At 53.7% G+C, this 19,310-nt stretch carries 13 protein-coding genes; 4 read left to right on the plus strand and 9 right to left on the minus strand.

Annotated features, from left to right (window positions below; all coding sequences use genetic code 11):
• The first annotated feature begins 3 nt into the window (after positions 1 to 3).
• Both EH207_RS12890 and EH207_RS12895 read left to right on the plus strand, forming a co-directional pair.
• Positions 4 to 1,089, plus strand: a complete 1,086-nt coding sequence (locus EH207_RS12890; protein WP_137714352.1) for a FecCD family ABC transporter permease — start codon at positions 4 to 6, stop codon at positions 1,087 to 1,089.
• Complete coding sequence (locus tag EH207_RS12895; RefSeq protein ID WP_137714353.1) at positions 1,086 to 1,886, plus strand: ABC transporter ATP-binding protein; 801 nt, start codon at positions 1,086 to 1,088, stop codon at positions 1,884 to 1,886. The genes EH207_RS12890 and EH207_RS12895 overlap by 4 nt, the downstream gene beginning before the upstream one ends.
• 95 nt (positions 1,887 to 1,981) lie before the next feature.
• Here the strand turns inward: EH207_RS12895 and EH207_RS12900 are convergent, their stop codons facing one another.
• The 3 genes from EH207_RS12900 to glyA form a co-directional block, all read right to left on the minus strand.
• A complete protein-coding gene (locus EH207_RS12900) occupies positions 1,982 to 3,130 on the minus strand; it encodes a 3-phenylpropionate MFS transporter (protein WP_137714354.1) in 1,149 nt (382 codons plus the stop codon).
• A 161-nt stretch (positions 3,131 to 3,291) separates the two neighbouring features.
• The gene (locus tag EH207_RS12905; RefSeq protein WP_137714355.1) at positions 3,292 to 4,620 is read right to left on the minus strand and encodes an IS4 family transposase; all 1,329 of its coding nucleotides are present in this window, start codon (positions 4,618 to 4,620) and stop codon (positions 3,292 to 3,294) included.
• A 145-nt stretch (positions 4,621 to 4,765) separates the two neighbouring features.
• Positions 4,766 to 6,019: a serine hydroxymethyltransferase gene (glyA, locus tag EH207_RS12910; protein ID WP_137714356.1), complete on the minus strand. Its 1,254-nt coding sequence runs from the start codon at positions 6,017 to 6,019 to the stop codon at positions 4,766 to 4,768.
• A 413-nt stretch (positions 6,020 to 6,432) separates the two neighbouring features.
• On the opposite strand from glyA, the gene paeY reads away from it, so the two are divergent.
• Positions 6,433 to 8,094: a pectin acetylesterase PaeY gene (gene paeY, locus EH207_RS12915; RefSeq protein ID WP_137714357.1), complete on the plus strand. Its 1,662-nt coding sequence runs from the start codon at positions 6,433 to 6,435 to the stop codon at positions 8,092 to 8,094.
• Positions 8,095 to 8,284: 190 nt separating this feature from the next.
• On the opposite strand, the gene glnB is transcribed toward paeY, so the two are convergent.
• The 5 genes from glnB to purL form a co-directional block, all read right to left on the minus strand.
• Positions 8,285 to 8,623, minus strand: coding sequence for a nitrogen regulatory protein P-II (glnB, locus tag EH207_RS12920; protein ID WP_137714358.1), 339 nt, complete (start codon positions 8,621 to 8,623; stop codon positions 8,285 to 8,287).
• Between the two features lie 90 nt (positions 8,624 to 8,713).
• Entirely contained in the window at positions 8,714 to 10,051 is a 1,338-nt protein-coding gene (gene glrR / locus EH207_RS12925; protein WP_137714359.1) for a two-component system response regulator GlrR, read from the minus strand.
• Positions 10,048 to 10,875 carry a two-component system QseEF-associated lipoprotein QseG gene (qseG, locus tag EH207_RS12930; RefSeq protein ID WP_137714360.1) on the minus strand — a complete coding sequence of 276 codons (828 nt, stop codon included), beginning with the start codon at positions 10,873 to 10,875 and terminating at the stop codon, positions 10,048 to 10,050. Before qseG ends, glrR begins: the two co-directional genes overlap by 4 nt.
• Before the next feature lie 3 nt (positions 10,876 to 10,878).
• On the minus strand, positions 10,879 to 12,315 hold the full coding sequence (locus tag EH207_RS12935) for a sensor histidine kinase (protein ID WP_137714361.1): 1,437 nt from the start codon (positions 12,313 to 12,315) through the stop codon (positions 10,879 to 10,881).
• Positions 12,316 to 13,044: 729 nt separating this feature from the next.
• Positions 13,045 to 16,932, minus strand: a complete 3,888-nt coding sequence (purL, locus tag EH207_RS12940) for a phosphoribosylformylglycinamidine synthase (RefSeq protein WP_137714362.1) — start codon at positions 16,930 to 16,932, stop codon at positions 13,045 to 13,047.
• A 410-nt stretch (positions 16,933 to 17,342) separates the two neighbouring features.
• Here purL and mltF point away from each other — a divergent pair, with 410 nt between their 5' ends.
• Complete coding sequence (gene mltF, locus EH207_RS12945; protein ID WP_137714363.1) at positions 17,343 to 18,788, plus strand: membrane-bound lytic murein transglycosylase MltF; 1,446 nt, start codon at positions 17,343 to 17,345, stop codon at positions 18,786 to 18,788.
• A 30-nt stretch (positions 18,789 to 18,818) separates the two neighbouring features.
• Here mltF and tadA read toward each other — a convergent pair whose 3' ends face one another.
• Positions 18,819 to 19,292, minus strand: a complete 474-nt coding sequence (gene tadA, locus EH207_RS12950; RefSeq protein WP_246048975.1) for a tRNA adenosine(34) deaminase TadA — start codon at positions 19,290 to 19,292, stop codon at positions 18,819 to 18,821.
• Positions 19,293 to 19,310 lie beyond the last annotated feature (18 nt).

A 19,310-nucleotide genomic window follows, 5' to 3' on the forward strand; every position in this document is an offset into this window, starting at 1 on the left:
TTTATGAGTACGACCACTGAACCACCGATTATCTGCAATGCCGTTCAGGATAGCGGCAACGTTATGGACAATTATCACAGTATTGTCCGCCGCCGCGTTGTCACCATCGGGATATTGCTATTGATTATCCTCGGCTCTTTACTGCTGGATTTCACGATGGGTCCATCAGGGTTGACGCTGGACGTGCTATGGCAGACGCTGACCGATCCCGCCAACGCTGACGCGGGCACGCGCGTTATCGTATGGGATATCCGTATGCCTTATGCACTGATGGCCATTGTCGTCGGGCTGTCTCTCGGTCTCGCGGGTGCTGAAATGCAAACCATCCTGAATAACCCGTTGGCCAGCCCGTTTACGCTGGGCGTGTCATCAGCGGCCGCGTTTGGCGCGGCACTGGCCATCGTGTTAGGCATCGGCATTCCCGGTATTCCATCCCAGTGGTTTATTTCCGCCAATGCTTTTTTGTTTGCACTGATGGCAGTACTGCTGCTTGATGGCATTACGCGCTGGACTCAGGTCGCCACCTCCGGGGTCGTGCTATTTGGCATTGCGCTGGTGTTCACTTTTAACGCACTGGTTTCCATGTTGCAGTTCATCGCCAACGAAGACACATTGCAGGGTTTGGTTTTCTGGACGATGGGCAGCCTGGCGCGCACATCCTGGGAAAAACTGGGCATCCTGTTGCTGGTATTCGCCGTCATCATGCCATTGTCGCTGATGAGTTCATGGAAGCTTACCGCGTTGCGACTAGGCGAAGATCGTGCCGTCAGTTTCGGCATCAATGTACGTCAGCTACGCTTGGCCACGTTACTGCGCATCAGTTTGTTGTCCGCGCTGTCGGTGGCGTTTGTCGGGCCGATTGGTTTTATCGGGCTGGTCGCGCCCCACATCGCACGCATGATGTTTGGGGAAGATCACCGGTTTTATCTGCCCGCCAGCGCCCTGATTGGCGCGCTGGTGCTGTCGATGGCTTCCGTCGCCTCAAAAAACCTGATCCCCGGCGTAATCATTCCGGTCGGCATCGTTACCTCACTGGTCGGTGTGCCTTTCTTCCTGAGCATCATTTTGCGCAATAGGGGGAATGTATGAGCCAGTCATGCGTATCGGGATTAAGGTTGTCCCATTTTCGCGCGGGCTACCCGAAACGTCAGGTGATCCGCGATCTTTGCGTGCCCTTGTTACCACGCGGAAAAATTACCGTTTTGCTTGGCCCGAACGGTAGCGGTAAATCCACGCTTCTGCGATCCCTGGCGGGTCTGAACCCTTCTGAAGGCGAACTGTGGCTGGACGACTGCAACCTGATGCAACTTTCGTTTTCCCGGCGGGCGGAGAACGTGGTTTACCTGCCACAGTCATTGCCGGCGGGCGTGCATCTCCACGTACTGGAGTCGATTATTGTTGCTCAGCGAGCTTCCGGCGGACTGCACAATAGCGACAGTGAGGCGGAGGTCATGACGCTGTTGAAACAGTTGGGTATCGAGCATCTGGCCCTGAGCTATCTCGATCAACTTTCCGGCGGACAGAAACAGCTCGTCGGGCTCGCTCAGTCATTGATCCGCCAGCCGTCATTGCTATTACTCGATGAACCTCTGAGCGCGCTGGATCTGAACTATCAGTTTCACGTGATGGATTTGGTAGGCAGGGAAACCCGCAAACGCAATATCATCACCGTCGTGGTGGTGCATGATATTAATATCGCCCTGCGTCACAGCGATCATGTTCTGATGCTGCAAAACGGCGATCTTATTGCGGATGGCCCACCTGCTGACGTCATCAGCCCGGAAAGTCTGGCTAAGGTTTATGGCGTGCGGGGAAGAATCGAACGCTGCTCGCAGGGCGTACCACAGGTCATTATCGATGGGCTGGTCACCGAACCCACCCTTTAAGTCAAGCAGGCACTGGCGAAAACACCCGTCAGTGCCTATCGCGGTCAACATCCGGTAAGTCATTCCTCAACAATAAAACCGGCGCTCGGAGTTGATCAGGTCGTGTGATGACTGACCGAGGGACGAATAAATAACGCAGGTATGGCCAATAGCGCCATCACCCAGAAGGTACCGCTCTGTAGATACTCAAACAGAAAACCGGAAACCATCGTCATCACCGCGATACTTCCGCCCATCGCCAATGCCGAATACACCGCCTGCAAGCGCAACACGTCGCCGCCGGTGCGCGCCGCGATAAAACGCATCGCCGCAAGATGACAAACGGTGAACGTACCGCAATGCAATATCTGCATCACAATCATCCACGGCATCGCCACCGTCGCCCCCATCAATCCCCAGCGTACAACACCGCACACGGCAGAGAGCAACAGCAGCCGTCTGGCGCTCCAGCGTCTGAACAAGCGCTGGCTGAAGGTAAAAATGACGATTTCCGCTACCACCCCCAACGACCAGAGATAGCCGATGACCGAGGCGGAATAGCCGGAATCCTGCCAGTAAATCATGCTGAAACCATAATAGGCCGCATGCGCTCCCTGCAATAGCGAGACACAAAGCAAAAAGCGCCACACCGCAGGCTCCTTCAGCAAAATATTCCAGGGCGTAACGGCAGTGGAGCGTTCGGAAGAGACAGCCGTCTGCGGCATGACGCTCGGCCGAAGCAACATACCCAGCATCATGGCAATTAGCCCCGCACTCAAAATGACCAGGATCGCAGAATGTCCCCAGATCGCCACCAGTTCTCCGGTAACGGCCGAACCAATAACAAAGGCGATCGAACCCCACACGCGCACCTTGCCATAATCCATCACAATCTGACGTTGCCAACTGGCGGCCAGCGCATCGGTTAAAGGAACTAATGGCGCAAAAAACAGATTAAAACCGATCATCACAAACATCAGCCACAGCCAGGTACTCCCCTGCCAGAAGCCCACGCACAATGCCAGCGTCAATAGCGTCAAGCCGCGCAGTACGGTAATCAGCCTCGACGGGTCCTTGACGCTGGGCGTAATGAACAAACTGCCAGCGAAACGGGCAACCAGCCCGGCCCCCAGCAACATACCGATAGATTCCGCGGACAAGCCCTCTCCTTTTAGCCACCCTCCCCAGAACGGTAGAAAAACGCCATAGCAAAAAAAGTAAGTGAAATAACTTAGCGCCAGCCAATACGTTGATTGCAGAACCATGGCTCCTCCCCATTTGCGGCGGGCGATCCTGTCCGCCACCCTACGGGCCGTCGTATGCGGCGTTGGAAATCGCTTCTGCGGTTTTTCCTCGCCCGCTACTCTGTCAGAACGGCAATTTTGGGGCAATAAAAAACGCCAGCACAGGCTGTAATGCCAGTCAGTTAAGCAACTGACTGGCCCTTTTTCGGGGCTGAGGTGTATTTCCAGGGCCTCTCCTTTACCACTCTCGGGAAGGCCCTTTCCCTTCTTGTCGGTAACTTTACCAGTTGCCCCATACTTTCAAGATCACTCATCAACTCCGGGATTCGCCCCGGTGAAGCGCCCTGCAGGGTCATCAGCATTCTCATCACCATTCCGCATGACTCTGAGAAGCTCAGCTGATTCGACCAGTATCCTTTCAGATGTCCCGCCATTTTTATCATCTGATATCTCACCAGATTATACGCCAGTAATCCCCCCCACAGTTCCTGCTCCACAAGCTCCGGCTTTTTACTTCTCAGCGTCAGCCTGCTCAGCTGCATCGTCTGTTTTATCTCCCTGTATCCCAGTTCGATCTCCCAGCGATGACTGTACAGGTCTGCCATTTCTCCACCGGGGTAACGCATGGCGTCCGTCATCGACGTTAGCAGATGGACGACTTTTCCTTTGCGCGTCACGGTCAGCAAACGAGCTGTCATCTCATTTCCCAGACCCGGCCACTTTTTTCGTGCCTGTGGACTGGTTTTCAGCTTCACCAGATGGTCGCCTTTACCCAGTTTTCCGACCTCTTCATACTGAGCTCCCTTTCTGAGAGCAAGCATCCAGTGGCGGTGCTCTCCCGCCTGGCTCCAGGCATTTAACAGCCCCAGTGAGTAATAGCCTTTATCCATTAACGTCAGGGTGTTATCTCCGGTTTGCTCTATAAGTTGCTCAGCGAGCTCATTTTCGCTGTTTTTCATTGTGCCGAAGGCAGCTGCCGTCAGCAGATGGCTGGTCAGCTCCATCTGACAGACCATTTTTACCTGCGGGTAGAGTCCTGGTTTCCCGCCATGCGTCTGGCGGGGGAAGGCGATATCGTTTTCTGGCGTGTCCGGTGTTCGCCAGAACACACCATCGATGGCCAGCAGGGTCAGGCCGCACCAGTGCGGATGCGGCGTGGCGTTATGCCAGAGCTGCGCTGTTTGCGTGAACACGCGGCGGACGGCCTCGCTTCGCAGACGCTGACGGGCCTGGATCACAGCGCTGGGTGCGACAAAGGGACGACGGCCCGGCAGCATGATGTCCAGCCGATTAACGAGCTGATGGAGGGGTTCTTTACGTTCAAGGGCCATACCGACGATACACCAGACCATCATTTCCAGCGGCAGACGACGTTTGCGCAGGGTGACGGTGCCGGCTTCGGCAAGACAGCGGGAAATGAGTTCCGGGTTCAGATAATCACCCAGAGAAGTCAGCGGGTTACGCAGAGAATCGTAACGGGATACCAGATCAAGAGCCTGTCCAATGTGCATAAAAAAATCCGGAAACGGGTGAGCATTTCCGGATTCTTACACAGCCACTGGATCGGTCAACCGATCCTTAACTGATCGGCATTACAGCACAGGCTGACGTTTTAAAAATGCCCCGACGATGATGAGCATCAGGAAAAAGAGGAGATTATGCGTAAACCGGGAAACGAGCGCAGATATCCAGAACTTTTTGTTTAATGCGCTCGATGGTGGATTCATCATTGATGTTATCCAGCACATCACAGATCCAACCGGCCAGTTCACGAACTTCCGCTTCTTTAAAACCACGTCGCGTCGCTGCGGGCGTGCCGATACGCACACCAGAAGTAACGAACGGACTTTTGGGATCGTTCGGCACGCTATTTTTATTAACGGTGATGTTCGCACGGCCCAACGCGGCGTCAGCTTCTTTACCGGTAATATTTTTGCTCACCAAATCCAGCAGGAACAGATGGTTGCTGGTGCCGCCGGAAACCACGTTATAACCACGAGACAGGAAGACCTCGACCATAGCCTGGGCGTTTTTCGCCACTTGTTGCTGATAAACCTTGAACTCGGGCTCCATGGCTTCCTTTAGCGCCACCGCTTTACCCGCGATAACATGCATCAGCGGGCCGCCCTGACCGCCCGGGAATACTGCGGAGTTCAGTTTTTTGTACAGTTCTTCGTCACCGCCTTTCGCCAGAATCAGTCCGCCACGCGGACCCGCCAGCGTTTTGTGGGTCGTGGTGGTGACAATATGCGCATGAGGAATCGGGGTCGGATACACGTCTGCGGCAACCAGACCCGCAACGTGCGCCATATCAACGAACAGGTAAGCCCCGATGCTGTCGGCAATTTCACGCATTTTGGCCCAGTCAACCACACCAGAGTAGGCGGAAAAACCGCCAACGATCATTTTGGGTTTGTGGGTACGAGCCAACTCAGCCATTTCTTCGTAATCAATCTTGCCGCTTGCATCAATACCGTAAGGAACCACGTTGTAGAGTTTGCCAGACAGGTTGACCGGAGAGCCGTGAGTCAGGTGGCCGCCGTGCGCCAGGTTCATTCCCAGAATAGTATCACCCGGCTGTAACAGCGCGGTATAAACAGCGAAGTTAGCCTGAGAGCCGGAGTGGGGCTGCACGTTGGCATAATCAGCACCGAACAGCGCTTTGGCGCGATCGATAGCCAACTGCTCAACCACATCCACATACTCGCAGCCGCCGTAATAGCGTTTGCCGGGATAGCCTTCAGCATATTTGTTGGTCAGTTGAGAACCCTGAGCCTGCATGACGCGTGGGCTGGTGTAGTTTTCTGACGCAATCAGTTCAATATGTTCTTCCTGACGCACCACTTCCTGCTCCATTGCTTGCCACAGTTCGGCATCATAATCGGCAATGTTCATTTCACGCTTTAACATCCGCATCTCCTGACTCAGCTAACTTAATATACTGGGAAACCATCACCCGTTTGGGTATTGGCCTATAGTGTAAACCGTTTCTCCCTGATGAGGATAGGCCTTGACAGAGGTTTTTACGCAAACGATTAGTCCCAGGCAGCACAAGGCTTGAGAAGATTTCATGCTGACTCTAGGATGGAGAGTTTTCTTCATTTTAAACCTGTTCTTTTTTCATGTTGACATTGTATGCAACGCTGCCTGTTGCCGATCGCGCGTTAAAGCCGCTCGCCTTCCCCACGCCGGTAAAAAATGGTTAGTCACAAAAAACAGCACTTTTCAAGTGATGCATCTACAAAATCTTAGGGGCCTGTTTGACAACGGGTGAAATCCGTCCAACATTTTTCCGGTCCATACAACAAGGGATATGTCTAATCATGCTAAAACGTTTTTCTGAAAGGATGGCTTACGCCATTTTGTTTTCAGTTCCCTGGACGATGGTACATGCGCAGTCATCCGAACCCGCACACGGCGCCAAACCACAAAGCGGCAATGAGGCCATATCCAACATCGAACTGGGGGAACAAACCACCCTCACCGGCCATTTGACACACCGCCAAATTCATCTTCCCGCAACCGTGATTATCAGGGATCGGCAAGGGCAACGCAGACAGATCCAAACGGATGAGCAAGGCCACTACCATATTGATGTTTCAGGGTTAACCCCGCCTTTGCGCCTGTCGGCTATTGAATCCGGCGGTAACAATTGCCTGCTCAATTATATTCCGCGAGCCATCTGCCTGACGGCGTTGGCGCCGTCATTACGATCGGGCAAGGATAATATCGCCAACATCAATCCGCTAACCGACCGTATCGTTTCTGATGTCGCCACCGCCGCGGGCTACACCGGCCCACAGCAACTGGCCGACAATGCCGCCTCGCCAACGCTGGACGCAGCGGCATGGAAAAAGGCGTATGCCGTCTTTCACACCGCTTTCAACTCTGCGCTGAAACAGGCGGGCATCACCTCCCCTTCGTATTTCGATCCGCTGACCTACCCAGCCGCACAGCAGGAAGCGGCGACCAGGCTTATCGAGGTCATTAATCATAATCGCAATTATGACGACAACACCGGTTATTCCGGGCGCACGGTGCTTACCGATAGCCATTACCGTCCTATCGTTGATATAAACGATGGTCGGGATGATGAACCGCTGGATTATCACTTGGCCCGCCAACGACTGGATGCGATCCAGAAAGCCAGAACCCGTATTTTTCTCGTTGGCGACGCCACAGCCGCAACCTACGAAAAAGCGCGGTTTCCACAGATGGGATGGGGACAGGTTTTTGAACAGCAGTTTAAAGAAGACCACGGCATAAAAGTCGTCAATGGCGCACGTCCCGGCCGCAGTTCGCGTGATTACTTTCACGAAGGCTGGTTCCGTCAGATGCAACCGCTGATGAAGCCGGGTGACTTCCTGTTTATTCAAATGGGGCATAACGACCAAAACTGTAACAGCGCCAAACCGATTCGTGGCGCGGCCGACGTCGCCAATCTGTGTACTTATCCCAATGATGCCGTGGGTGAACGTCAGGCACCGCAGGGTAAACCTGATATGTCATTCCAGACGTCACTGGAACGTTATATCGATCTTGCCCGCCAGTATAAAATGACGCCGGTGCTGCTGACGCCCACCGCTAACGTGCGCACGGCAGAGGGCAAAAACGGCACGCCCGCCGTTCACAGTCACTTTACTCAACAGAACAGCGATGGAGGGTATGCTTTTGTCGGCGATTATACTAAAACCATCAAAGACACGGCCGTTGCCAACAAAATCATTGTGCTGGATATCGAAACCGCCACGATTGCTCTGGCCAATAAGGGGGGCCGTAATCACTGGAAGCAATACTGGCTGGCAGTCGATCCGGCAAAATATCCCTTCTACTGCGATCGGGTGGGCAGCCTGACCAAACCGGATACCACGCACTTTCAGAAAAAAGGGGCTGTCGCCGTCGCGGAAATTGTCGCCGATGCCATCCGGCAGGCGCCGGAACTAAAAATGCTGGCCGGCAACCTGGTCAGCAAACATCAGCAATAACCCTAAAACAAACGGTTGGTTCAACGCGCGTCTTCTTGTTCATGTCGAAAAACCACATGTTTGAAAGCAGCCAGTCTGATGAGGGCTGGCTTCAGGAAACAGGGAAACAAGATGGGGATCTCGGGGAAAACAGCGAGGATGATCAAAGCACGCACATTCTCCGCGCTCCGCGCAACGTCACGCCTGCCTGTCAAATTGCTTCTTCGTCTTCTTCGCCGGTGCGGATACGCACCACCCGCGTCACGTCAAAGACAAAGATTTTGCCATCGCCAATTTTGCTCGTCTGTGCCGTCTGCATGATGGTTTCCACGCAGGTATCAACGATATCGTCGGCAACAATAATCTCAATTTTCACCTTGGGTAAAAAATCAACCATGTACTCAGCGCCACGATACAACTCGGTGTGGCCTTTCTGACGACCAAATCCTTTTACTTCCGTTACCGTCATTCCTGTGATGCCCACTTCAGCTAACGCTTCACGTACATCGTCCAGTTTGAACGGCTTAATAATCGCATCAATTTTTTTCATCAAAGAACCTTAGTATTACTTATAGGGCGGCTAAAGCCAGGCACAGCGAACAAGAAGATTGTCAGAATCCAAGATTACAACCTCTTAACACTATTCTTTAAAGTCATTAGCGTCCAATTCATGACGGCCCAACAGTTTATAAAACTCCGTCCGGTTGCGTCCCGCCATACGCGCGGCCTGCGTGACATTGCCTTTAGCTATCTGCAACAGTTTGCGAAGATAGTTCAACTCGAATTGATGACGGGCTTCGACAAACGTCGGCAATGCGGTGTTTTCACCTTCCAGCGCCTGTTCCACCAGGGCTTCGCTGATGACGGGCGCGCTGGTCAGCGCCACGCATTGCTCAATCACGTTAACCAGTTGCCGCACGTTACCCGGCCAACTCGCCGTCATCAACCGTTTCATGGCGTCCGTTGAGAAAGTACGCACAAAAGGTTTATGCCGGGACGCCGACTCACGCAGCAGATGATTGGCCAACAGCGGAATATCTTCTGCCCGCTCATGCAGGGCGGGCAATTTCAGGTTAACCACATTTAGCCGATAGTAGAGATCCTCACGAAACTCGCCTTTTCCCATCGCTTTTGGCAAATCGCGGTGAGTCGCGGAAATAATCCGCACATTAATCTCCAGATCGCGGTTACTGCCCAGTGGACGAACTTTGCGCTCCTGGAGAACACGCAGCAGTTTTACCTGCAACGACAGCGGCATATCCCCGATTTCATCCAGAAACAGCGTCCCGCCCTCCGCCGCTTGAAAAAGCCCTTCACGGCTACTGACCGCCCCTGTAAAAGCGCCTTTCGCGTGGCCGAAAAGCTCAGACTCCAGCAAAGGTTCCGGTAACGCGCCGCAGTTAATGGCGATGAAGGTTTTTTTCGCACGCGGACTGGCGGCATGGATAGCCCGCGCCAAGACCTCTTTTCCCGTTCCGCTCTGGCCGTTAATCAATACGCTGACGTCCGACTGGGCCACCATTCTGGCCTGCTCCAGCAGGCGCAACATTAACGGGCTGCGCGTTACAATGGTTTCACGCCAGCCTTCATCCCCCGCCGGGGCAGATAACGCCAGGGCTTCATCAATCGCTTTGTACAAAGCGTCACGATCGACGGGCTTGGTGAGAAAACTGAATACACCTTGTTGCGTCGCCGCTACAGCATCAGGAATTGAGCCGTGCGCGGTAAGAATAATGACCGGCATGCCGGGTTGAAAGCGCTGGATTTCCGAAAAAAGCGCCATGCCATCCATCTCATCCATTCGAAGATCGCTGATAACCAGGTCGAACTGCTCTCTGTTTAACAGCCGCAGCGCTTCCTGACCGCTTTCCGCTGTCATAACGCTGAAACCTTCACTGGCCAGACGCATTCCCAATAACTTCAACAAGCTGGGATCATCATCCACCAGAAGTAAATTCGCCGATTTACGGGTTGTCATGGGTTTTTCGGCCCCTTCTTCGTCGTAGCGTTACCCGTCTCCGCTGCCGGCGTGTAAGTGTCATCCGCTTTGGTCGGCGCCGCCGTCGATTTTTGCGCTGAACGGTTCCCGCTCGCATTAGCACGATGATCGACATCGTTTTCTGGCAATTCACCCGACAATTGTTTACGAGACGAAAGCTGACGCTCGATATCCGTCAGGTTTTCCAGTTTCCGGGCAGTGGTTTCGAGTTGATATTGCAGGTGACGTTGCTGGGTACGCAACGCATCCAACTGCCTATCGCTGGATTCCTGCAAACGTTTGTAGCGTAAATGCTCGTCAGATAACGCCAGCAACAGGGTTTGGCGATCGCGCCAGGTTTGTACCAGCGGTCTTAATGCCGCCGGAAAATCCAGCCGGTACACATTGATTTGTTTCAGCATCTGGCGCCGTTCCGACTGGGTGATACCTGAGTTATCCAGCAAAATGCCCTGCTTGAAGGCATGCGCCCAACTCTCGCCTTCCAGACGCTGCGCTTCTTCACGGGCCTGAACCTGGGTTAAACGCCCGGCACAGTCCATCGCCCGCAGCCAGTAGAGCGCATTATCCATCGCTTCCGGATCGTCCACTTGCCACAAGTGATCACATTGAGCAATGCGGTAATTTGTCACCCGCTCTTTCGGTGACGGACTTTCCGCGTTCCATGACAACAGGTTGCCGTTCACGTGGCTATTGCATGCCGTCAGTAATATGGGAAAGAACATCACCACGGCCTTTAACACTCGGTTCAAAGAAACATCAGACAGGACGCGTTGCGGACAAGGACGGGCAAACCATGCATTCATTATTTATTCATTCTCAGAGGTTAAAGGCAGTTCAATACGAAAACACACATCAGCATAGTCAACCACAATCAGGCTGAGTTCCCCCCGCATACGACGAATACAATCCCGGGCGATGCTCAGCCCCAGACCGCTGCCTTTGACAGCCCCTTTACGCTGATGACTTCCTTGATAAAAAGGTTCAAAGATCATGCCGCGTTCCGCATCAGGGATGGGCGTACCACTATTCGCGATATCGATCTGTACCCGATTGCCTATCTGACGACTAGCGATCCAAATGTTACCGGATTCCTTGCCATAGTGCACCGCATTGGAATAGAGATTATCAATCACGCGCATCAACAGCGTTGTCTCGGCCCAGCACTGTTCAGCGTTCAGTTCAACACCGGTATGCAGCATTTTGGCCCGCGCGGGCAAGCTATGGGACGACACGACAATATCAACGATTTCCTCAATCTCCACCCGTTCCAGCTCGGTCGGGGTATCAGCCAGCTTGCGGTTATAGTCCAGCAGTTGATCGATCAGTTGCAGCAAGTGCAGACTGCTGCTGTCGAGAATGGCGACCACTTCTTTTTGATCGGCAGTCAGCGGCCCCACCACCTCATCGGCCAGTAATTCCGTCCCTTCACGCAAACTTGCCAGTGGCGTTTTCAGTTCATGAGAAATATGCCGCAAAAATTCATGTCGTTGAGACTCCAGCCAGGAAAGGCGTTCACTCAACCAGATAATGCGCTGCGCCAGCGAGCGAATTTCACGGGGACCTTTAAAAGTACTGGTATTGCCCAGCGAGCGCCCTTCCCCCAGGCGATTGATCATCCGCTCAACCCCGTTGACCGGGCCGATAATCATCCGGGTGAACAGCATCACCAACAGCACGCTCACCAGAAAAAGCAGCAGCGCCTGCCAGCCAAAGAACTGACCGCGCTCGGCAATGGCCTGTTGCAGTTGTTGCCCGCGGGAAAACACGACATCACGAGTGACCTGCACCATCTCTCCGTTCGCCCGGGAAAAATTCGCCAACAGCCCAGGCACGTTCTGATCTGGGCCGCTGTTGTTGCAGTGCAACTCTGCAAGCTGGGTTAGATACTGACGCAGCGTTTGGTAATAGCGCGGGTCCGGCAAAACAGCCGCGTGGGCATCCAGCATTTGAGCGTATTGTTTACGCTGATTCTGATACAGTGTCGCCAGCGTTTGGTCATCCAGCACACAATACTGTCGATAGCTACGCTCCATTGCCAGCGCCACGCTGGTCATCGCCTCGCTGCGACGCGCGTCCGTCAAAGTGGTTCGATTGATGTCCGCCGCCTGTTCACTCAGCATATTCAGGCTCTGATAAGCCTGATAAGCCAATACCAGTAACGGTAACAGCACCAGCAAGAAAGCCATGATTACCAATTGCCGCAGAGAACGCGGGAAAAAACGCCATCGTTTCAAAGAAATCATCTCGTTACCTATCAACCCGCTTGATGCTAACTGAATCTGCTAAAAACGTCAGGAACGTTTTTTAACATTGCATAACGCATTCCAATTTAGTGTCACAGCCAAGTAGAAAGCGGAAGGGCGCGGCAAGCCCGGTCGTCAACGGAAGAGTAAAGCAGAAGGAAGATTAGGCATTACGCGGCCGAAAGGCCGCGTAACTGAATAGGCGGTGCCTCACTCAACGTGTCGCCCGATGTTTGATAAAGTCCGCTTGCGCGTTCTGTTATCGGTCTGGTGGACGATAGGCACCCTTTCTTTTGGCGTCATTCCGGTGTTATGAGCGAAAATCTCTGCCAAACAGCAGAACGCAATCATAACCAGTTGAATGAGCAACGCTAAAGATTATGCATCTATCGTGCCAACCTTTTAATTAATATTTAACCAGTTAATTTTAAACAACTTATTATTTAAAAATGGGTTATAAAACAGGATAGCAGCGCCGGACGTAAGCCTGAACACGATTTTCTGTCGTCAAAAACAGACACCTTGCCCGCCATACATTTCATTTCTTATAAATCAACTAATTAAATGTCTTCTATTGGAGACAGTGAGATAGACGTTTGTCGTAAAAACACGACAAACTTATTTATTCGCTGTTTTTATCGCCATTTAGTCGCTTTACTGTTACCCCTAGCCAGCAAAAAAGGGCCGAAGCCCTTGTCGTGTTTTACTTGTTCTGTGACCAGAGGGTGATTAACCCAGTTGTCTGCGCGCATTGCGGAACATACGCATCCACGGGCTATCCTCGCCCCACTCTTCCGGGTGCCAGGAGTGGCTGACGGTACGAAATACGCGTTCAGGGTGCGGCATCATCACGGTTGCGCGACCGCTGGCGCTGGTTATCGCGGTAATACCGTTTGGTGAACCATTCGGGTTGGCCGGATAATTTTCCGTCACCTGTCCGTAGTTATTCACGTAACGCAATGCCACCAGATTCTGCTGTTCCAGCGCACTCAGATGAGTATTATCACGGATTTCAACACGTCCTTCGCCGTGAGAAACCGCGATAGGCATCCGTGAACCCGCCATGTCGTTCATGAACAGAGAGGGGCTTTTTTCGACTTCCACCAAACTGAAACGAGCTTCAAAACGGTCAGACTTATTACGGACAAACCGCGGCCACAGATCGGCACCCGGAATCAGCTCACGCAGGTTCGACATCATCTGGCAGCCGTTACACACCCCCAGCGCCAACGTTTGCGGACGTTGGAAGAACGCGGCAAACTCATCACGCACACGTGAGTTGAACAAAATGGATTTCGCCCAGCCTTCGCCCGCGCCCAGCACGTCGCCATACGAGAAGCCGCCGCAGGCAACCAGCGCATGGAAGTCCCACAGGTCACGACGCCCCGCCAGTAAATCGCTCATATGGATATCCATGGCATCAAAACCCGCACGATGGAAGGCCGCCGCCATCTCCACATGAGAGTTGACGCCCTGCTCACGCAATACGGCGACTTTGGGGCGAACCTGCCTGGCAATGTAGGGGGCCGCAATATCTTCCTGCGGATCGAAGGTCAGCACCACATTCAGGCCCGGATCGTTATCGTCCTGCTTGGCAACATGTTCCTGATCGGCACACTGCGGGTTATCACGCAGGCGCTGCATCTGCCAGGTTGTTTCAGCCCACCAGTCGCGCATCGTGGTGCGGTTTTCGTGATAAACAACAGCGTCACCACACTTAATAATGAAGTGAGAACCGTCTTCCGCCTGACCAAGATAGTGAACGCACTCCGCCAGACCGTTCAGGGCCAACACGCTTTCCACCTCGGCGCGACGCGACGCGGGGATCTGAATCACGGCGCCCAGTTCTTCATTAAACAATGTCGCCAGGACATCCTCACCCTGCGTGGCGATATCAACATTCACGGCACAGTGTCCGGCGAACGCCATTTCCGCCAGTGTCACCAGCAAGCCGCCGTCGGAACGGTCGTGGTACGCCAATAAGACTTTATCCGCCACCAACTGCTGGAGAGCATTAAAGAACCCGGCCAGTTGGGTGGCATTACGAACATCCGCGGTTTCGCTGCCCAACTGGCGATAAACCTGAGCCAGCGCCGTGGCGCCCAGCGCCTTGTGGCCCGCGCCCAGATCAATCAACAGCAACACATTATCCTGTCCGGTGCGCAGTTGCGGAGTCACCGTAGCACGCACATCTTCCACACGGGCAAACGCGGAAATCACCAGCGACATCGGGGATGTCATGGTGCGTTCTTCTTCCCCCTCCTGCCAGCGCGTCTTCATCGACATCGAATCTTTGCCGACCGGAATGGTCAGCCCCAGCGCCGGGCACAGCTCTTCACCAATGGCCTTTACCGCGTCGTAAAGACCGGCATCTTCACCCGGATGTCCGGCCGCCGCCATCCAGTTCGCGGACAATTTCACCCGGTTCAACGAACCGATATGGGTCGCGGCAATATTGGTCAAGGCTTCGCCCACCGCCAGACGCGCAGACGCGGCGAAATCAAGCAGCGCCACAGGCGCACGCTCACCAATCGACATCGCTTCGCCGTAATAGCTGTCCAGACTCGCGGTGGTTACCGCGCAGTCCGCCACCGGCACCTGCCACGGCCCGACCATCTGGTCGCGCGCGACCATACCGGTAACGGTGCGGTCGCCGATGGTGATCAGGAACGTTTTTTCGGCCACGACCGGCAGATGAAGTACGCGCTCCACGGCTTCGGCAAGATAGATACCATCGCGCTTCAATGGCGTGCCGTCAGCCTGCTTGCGCTCAACGTCGCGCAGCATTTTCGGCGTTTTGCCCAGCAACACGTCCAGCGGCAGATCGATCGGCTGATTGTTGAAGTGACGGTCATTCAGCGTCAGATGCAACTCTTCAGTCGCCTCGCCGATCACCGCGTACGGTGCGCGCTCACGGCGGCAGATCTCATCGAAACGCGCCAACTGTTCTGGCGCAACGGCCAGCACATAACGCTCCTGAGATTCATTACACCAGACCTCCAGCGGACTCATACCCGGTTCGTCATTCAGAATGTCACGCAGTTCAAAACGCCCGCCGCGGCCACCGTCACTGACCAGTTCCGGCATCGCGTTGGATAAACCGCCCGCGCCCACGTCGTGAATAAACAGAATCGGGTTTTCTTCACCCAGTTGCCAACAGCGATCGATCACTTCCTGACAGCGGCGTTCCATTTCCGGGTTATCACGCTGAACGGAGGCAAAATCCAGATCAGCATCAGACTGGCCGGACGCCATTGATGATGCCGCGCCACCGCCCAGGCCGATATTCATGGACGGCCCGCCCAACACGATCAGTTTTGCGCCCACGCCGATGTCGCCTTTCTTGACGTGGTCGGCGCGGATATTACCGATCCCCCCCGCCAGCATGATCGGCTTGTGGTAGCCGCGCAATTCGGAACCGTTGTGACTATCAACACGCTCCTCATAGGTACGGAAATAACCGGTCAGCGCGGGACGCCCGAACTCATTGTTGAACGCCGCGCCGCCAAGCGGACCTTCGGTCATGATATCCAGCGCGCTGACAATACGATCCGGCTTGCCGAATTCTTCCGTTTCCCACGGCTGGATAAAGCCCGGTATGCGCAGATTGGAAACGGAGAACCCGACCAGCCCGGCTTTAGGCTTGGAACCGCGGCCGGTGGCGCCTTCATCACGGATCTCGCCGCCGGATCCGGTTGCCGCGCCCGGCCACGGGGAGATAGCCGTCGGATGGTTATGCGTTTCGACTTTCATCAGGATATGCGCGTCTTCCTGATGATAGTCATATTTGCCGTGCGTATCGGTATAGAAACGCCCCACGGCGGAGCCTTCCATCACGGCGGCGTTATCTTTATACGCTGACAGCACATAGTCCGGCGTATACTCAAAGGTGTTTTTGATCATCTTGAACAACGATTTCGGTTGCTCAACACCATCAATCACCCAGTCAGCATTAAAAATTTTGTGGCGGCAGTGCTCGGAGTTCGCCTGTGCGAACATATACAGCTCAATATCCGTCGGATTACGCTTCAATTTATTGAAGGCGGCCAGCAGATAATCAATCTCATCTTCCGCCAATGCCAGCCCCAGACGAACATTCGCCTCTTCCAGCGCCTGACGCCCCTGTAACAAGATTTCAATTCGTTTGAATGGCACAGGCTGGTGATGAACAAACAGTTGCTCGGCCTGCCGCATCTCGTTAAACACGCTTTCCATCATGCGATCGTGCAGCAGCGCGCCCAATTGCCCCCACTGCGCGTCATTCAAGGTTGGCGCATGAATATAGAATGCCAGACCCCGTTCGAGCCGTAGCACCTTGTCCAGTCCACAGTTATGGGCAATATCGGTCGCTTTGGAAGACCAGGGAGAAATTGTGCCGGGACGCGGCGTCACCAGCAGCAGACGGCCTTGCGGCTCATGCCCGGCGAGAGAAGGACCATACTTCAGCAAACGTGTCAGTTTAGCCTGCTCATCGTTGTTCAACGGGGCGCTGACATCGGCGAAATGCACGTATTCGGCATAGATATCGCTAACCGGCAAAATATGATCTTTGCAGCGGGTGAGCAATTTATTGATACGAAATGCCGACAAAGCAGGTGAACCACGCAGTATTTCCATAATCTAAAGTTCTCTCGTCTTTGATGCACTGACTACGGTGTAGTCGTTGGGCGCTACAGGGGGGAAACGCGCGCCATTATAGAGAATCCTGCCCCCGGACGAAACCGTTTGCGCTGCTATTATTAAACATCTCATGACGGCGGCGGTTAATCATTAATCGAATCAATAAAAGTTGCACACTGGCGGTTTGTTACGCAAAATGCCCCAACTCTGGAATTAACTGTATAAAAAATCGCCTGTCGCGATTTTTAACGTCGCTTGCGACGGCCCGAAGTGGGCGGGCAGGGATAGCCTTCATAAAAAATCACCAGGAACGATTTTTAGCATTGTGAAGCAACTAGCAGGCAGGGATAACCCACTCAAAAAAACTGCCGCATAGACAAATTTTTAGGCCGCCGAGAGACAACTATTTGAAGCCTTTAAAATTAAACTATTTTTTCATCGGGATTATCACGTTACTGCTGGCGCTGGCTTTGTGGCCATCGATCCCCTGGCGTAGTAGTCAGGACACGCAGATCAGACAGATTATCTCACGCGGCGAATTACGTATCAGTACGATTAACTCGCCGCTGACTTACTATACCAGTAACGGAAGCCCCGCAGGTCTGGATTATGAACTGGCAAAACGTTTCGCCGATTATCTGGGCGTCAAGCTGGTGGTAACGTCACGTAAAAATCTTGACGAGTTGTTTGACGATCTGGATGACGACAAGGCGGATCTGCTGGCTGCCGGTCTGCTATACAACCACGAACGGCTGGGGCGTTTTCGAGCCGGACCGAGCTATTACTCCGTTTCACAACAGTTGGTCTATCGCCTGGGTACACCGCGCCCCAAAAAACTGGATAAGCTACAGGGGCGGCTGGCCGTGACATCCGGCTCCGCTTATATTGCTACGCTGCGCGATCTGAAAGCGGAGAAATATCCCCGGATCAATTGGGAATCGGCTTCCGACCTGACGACGCAGGATCTGTTGAAACAGGTGGCGGATGGCAAACTGGACTACACCCTTGCTGATTCCGTCACCATCGGACTAATGCAGCGTATCCGCCCGCAGTTGGCTGTCGCTTTCGATTTGAGCGATGAAGAACCCGTGACCTGGTATATGCGGCGTTTCAATGACGATAGCCTTTCGGCGGCGTTGCTGGATTTTTTCAGCCAGATGGTTGAAGACGGCGCGCTGGCACGTCTGGAAGAAAAATACCTCGGTCACGTTGGCGAATTTGATTACGTTGATACCACGACGTTTCTGAGCGCCATCGATGAAACGCTGCCAGATTTTCAGCCGCTGTTTGAAAAGTATGCGACCGAAATCGACTGGAAATTACTGGCGGCGATTTCCTATCAGGAGTCGCACTGGAATCCGCTGGCGACATCGCCGACAGGCGTACGGGGACTGATGATGCTTACCCGCAATACGGCGGAAAGTCTGGATGTTACCGATCGCCTCGATCCTGAACAAAGCATTCGCGGCGGCGCGCAATACATGTCCCATATGATGCAAAAAATGCCGGATACCATACCTGAAGACGAAAAAATCTGGTTTGCGCTGGCGTCATACAACATGGGATATGCGCACTTGCTGGATGCCATAAAGCTGACCAAAAAACAGAAAGGTAATCCCAACAGTTGGGTTGATGTAAAAATGCGCCTGCCGATGCTGAGTCAGAGGCGCTATTACACGCAAACCTCTTATGGCTACGCTCGCGGAAACCAGGCATATAAATATGTGGAAAACATTCGCCGTTATATGGTGAGCCTAGAGGGGTATCTGACCGAAAAAGAGAACAAAGCGAAACAACAGCAGCTTTCCGCCCAGGGTTATCCCGTCATTCCACCCAATGAGATACCGGATTAGGCCGCAGCGCGACTTTCACTAAAGCCGCGATCAATTCTCGGCCTTTTTTTCGGCGTCACGGCGGGCTTTGTGCTGTTCGCGCCGCATACGGAAAAAGGCGCTGAGCTTAGCGGAACACGCATCCGTCAGTATGCCCGCATCAATGGCGATCTGATGGTTAATTCCCGGATGGCGCAAAATATCCACCAGCGACCCCGCCGCACCGGTTTTTTCATCCGCCGCGCCGTAAACCAGTCGACCAATACGACTATGGATCATCGCGCCTGCACACATAATGCAGGGCTCCAACGTCACATAAAGCGTGGCGCTCAACAGGCGATAGTTTTGTAACGCCATCCCCCCTTGTCGTAATGCCATAATCTCGGCGTGGGCGGTCGGATCGTGATGACCTATCGGGCGATTCCAGCCTTCGCCAATCACCTGATTATTTAACACCAATACCGCACCGACCGGAACCTCACCCTCGTCCTGAGCTCGCTGGGCCAGCGCCAGCGCATGGCGCATCCAATATTCATCATCCGA

It is taken from the genome of Brenneria rubrifaciens (genome assembly GCF_005484945.1).
GTDB lineage: Bacteria > Pseudomonadota > Gammaproteobacteria > Enterobacterales > Enterobacteriaceae > Brenneria > Brenneria rubrifaciens.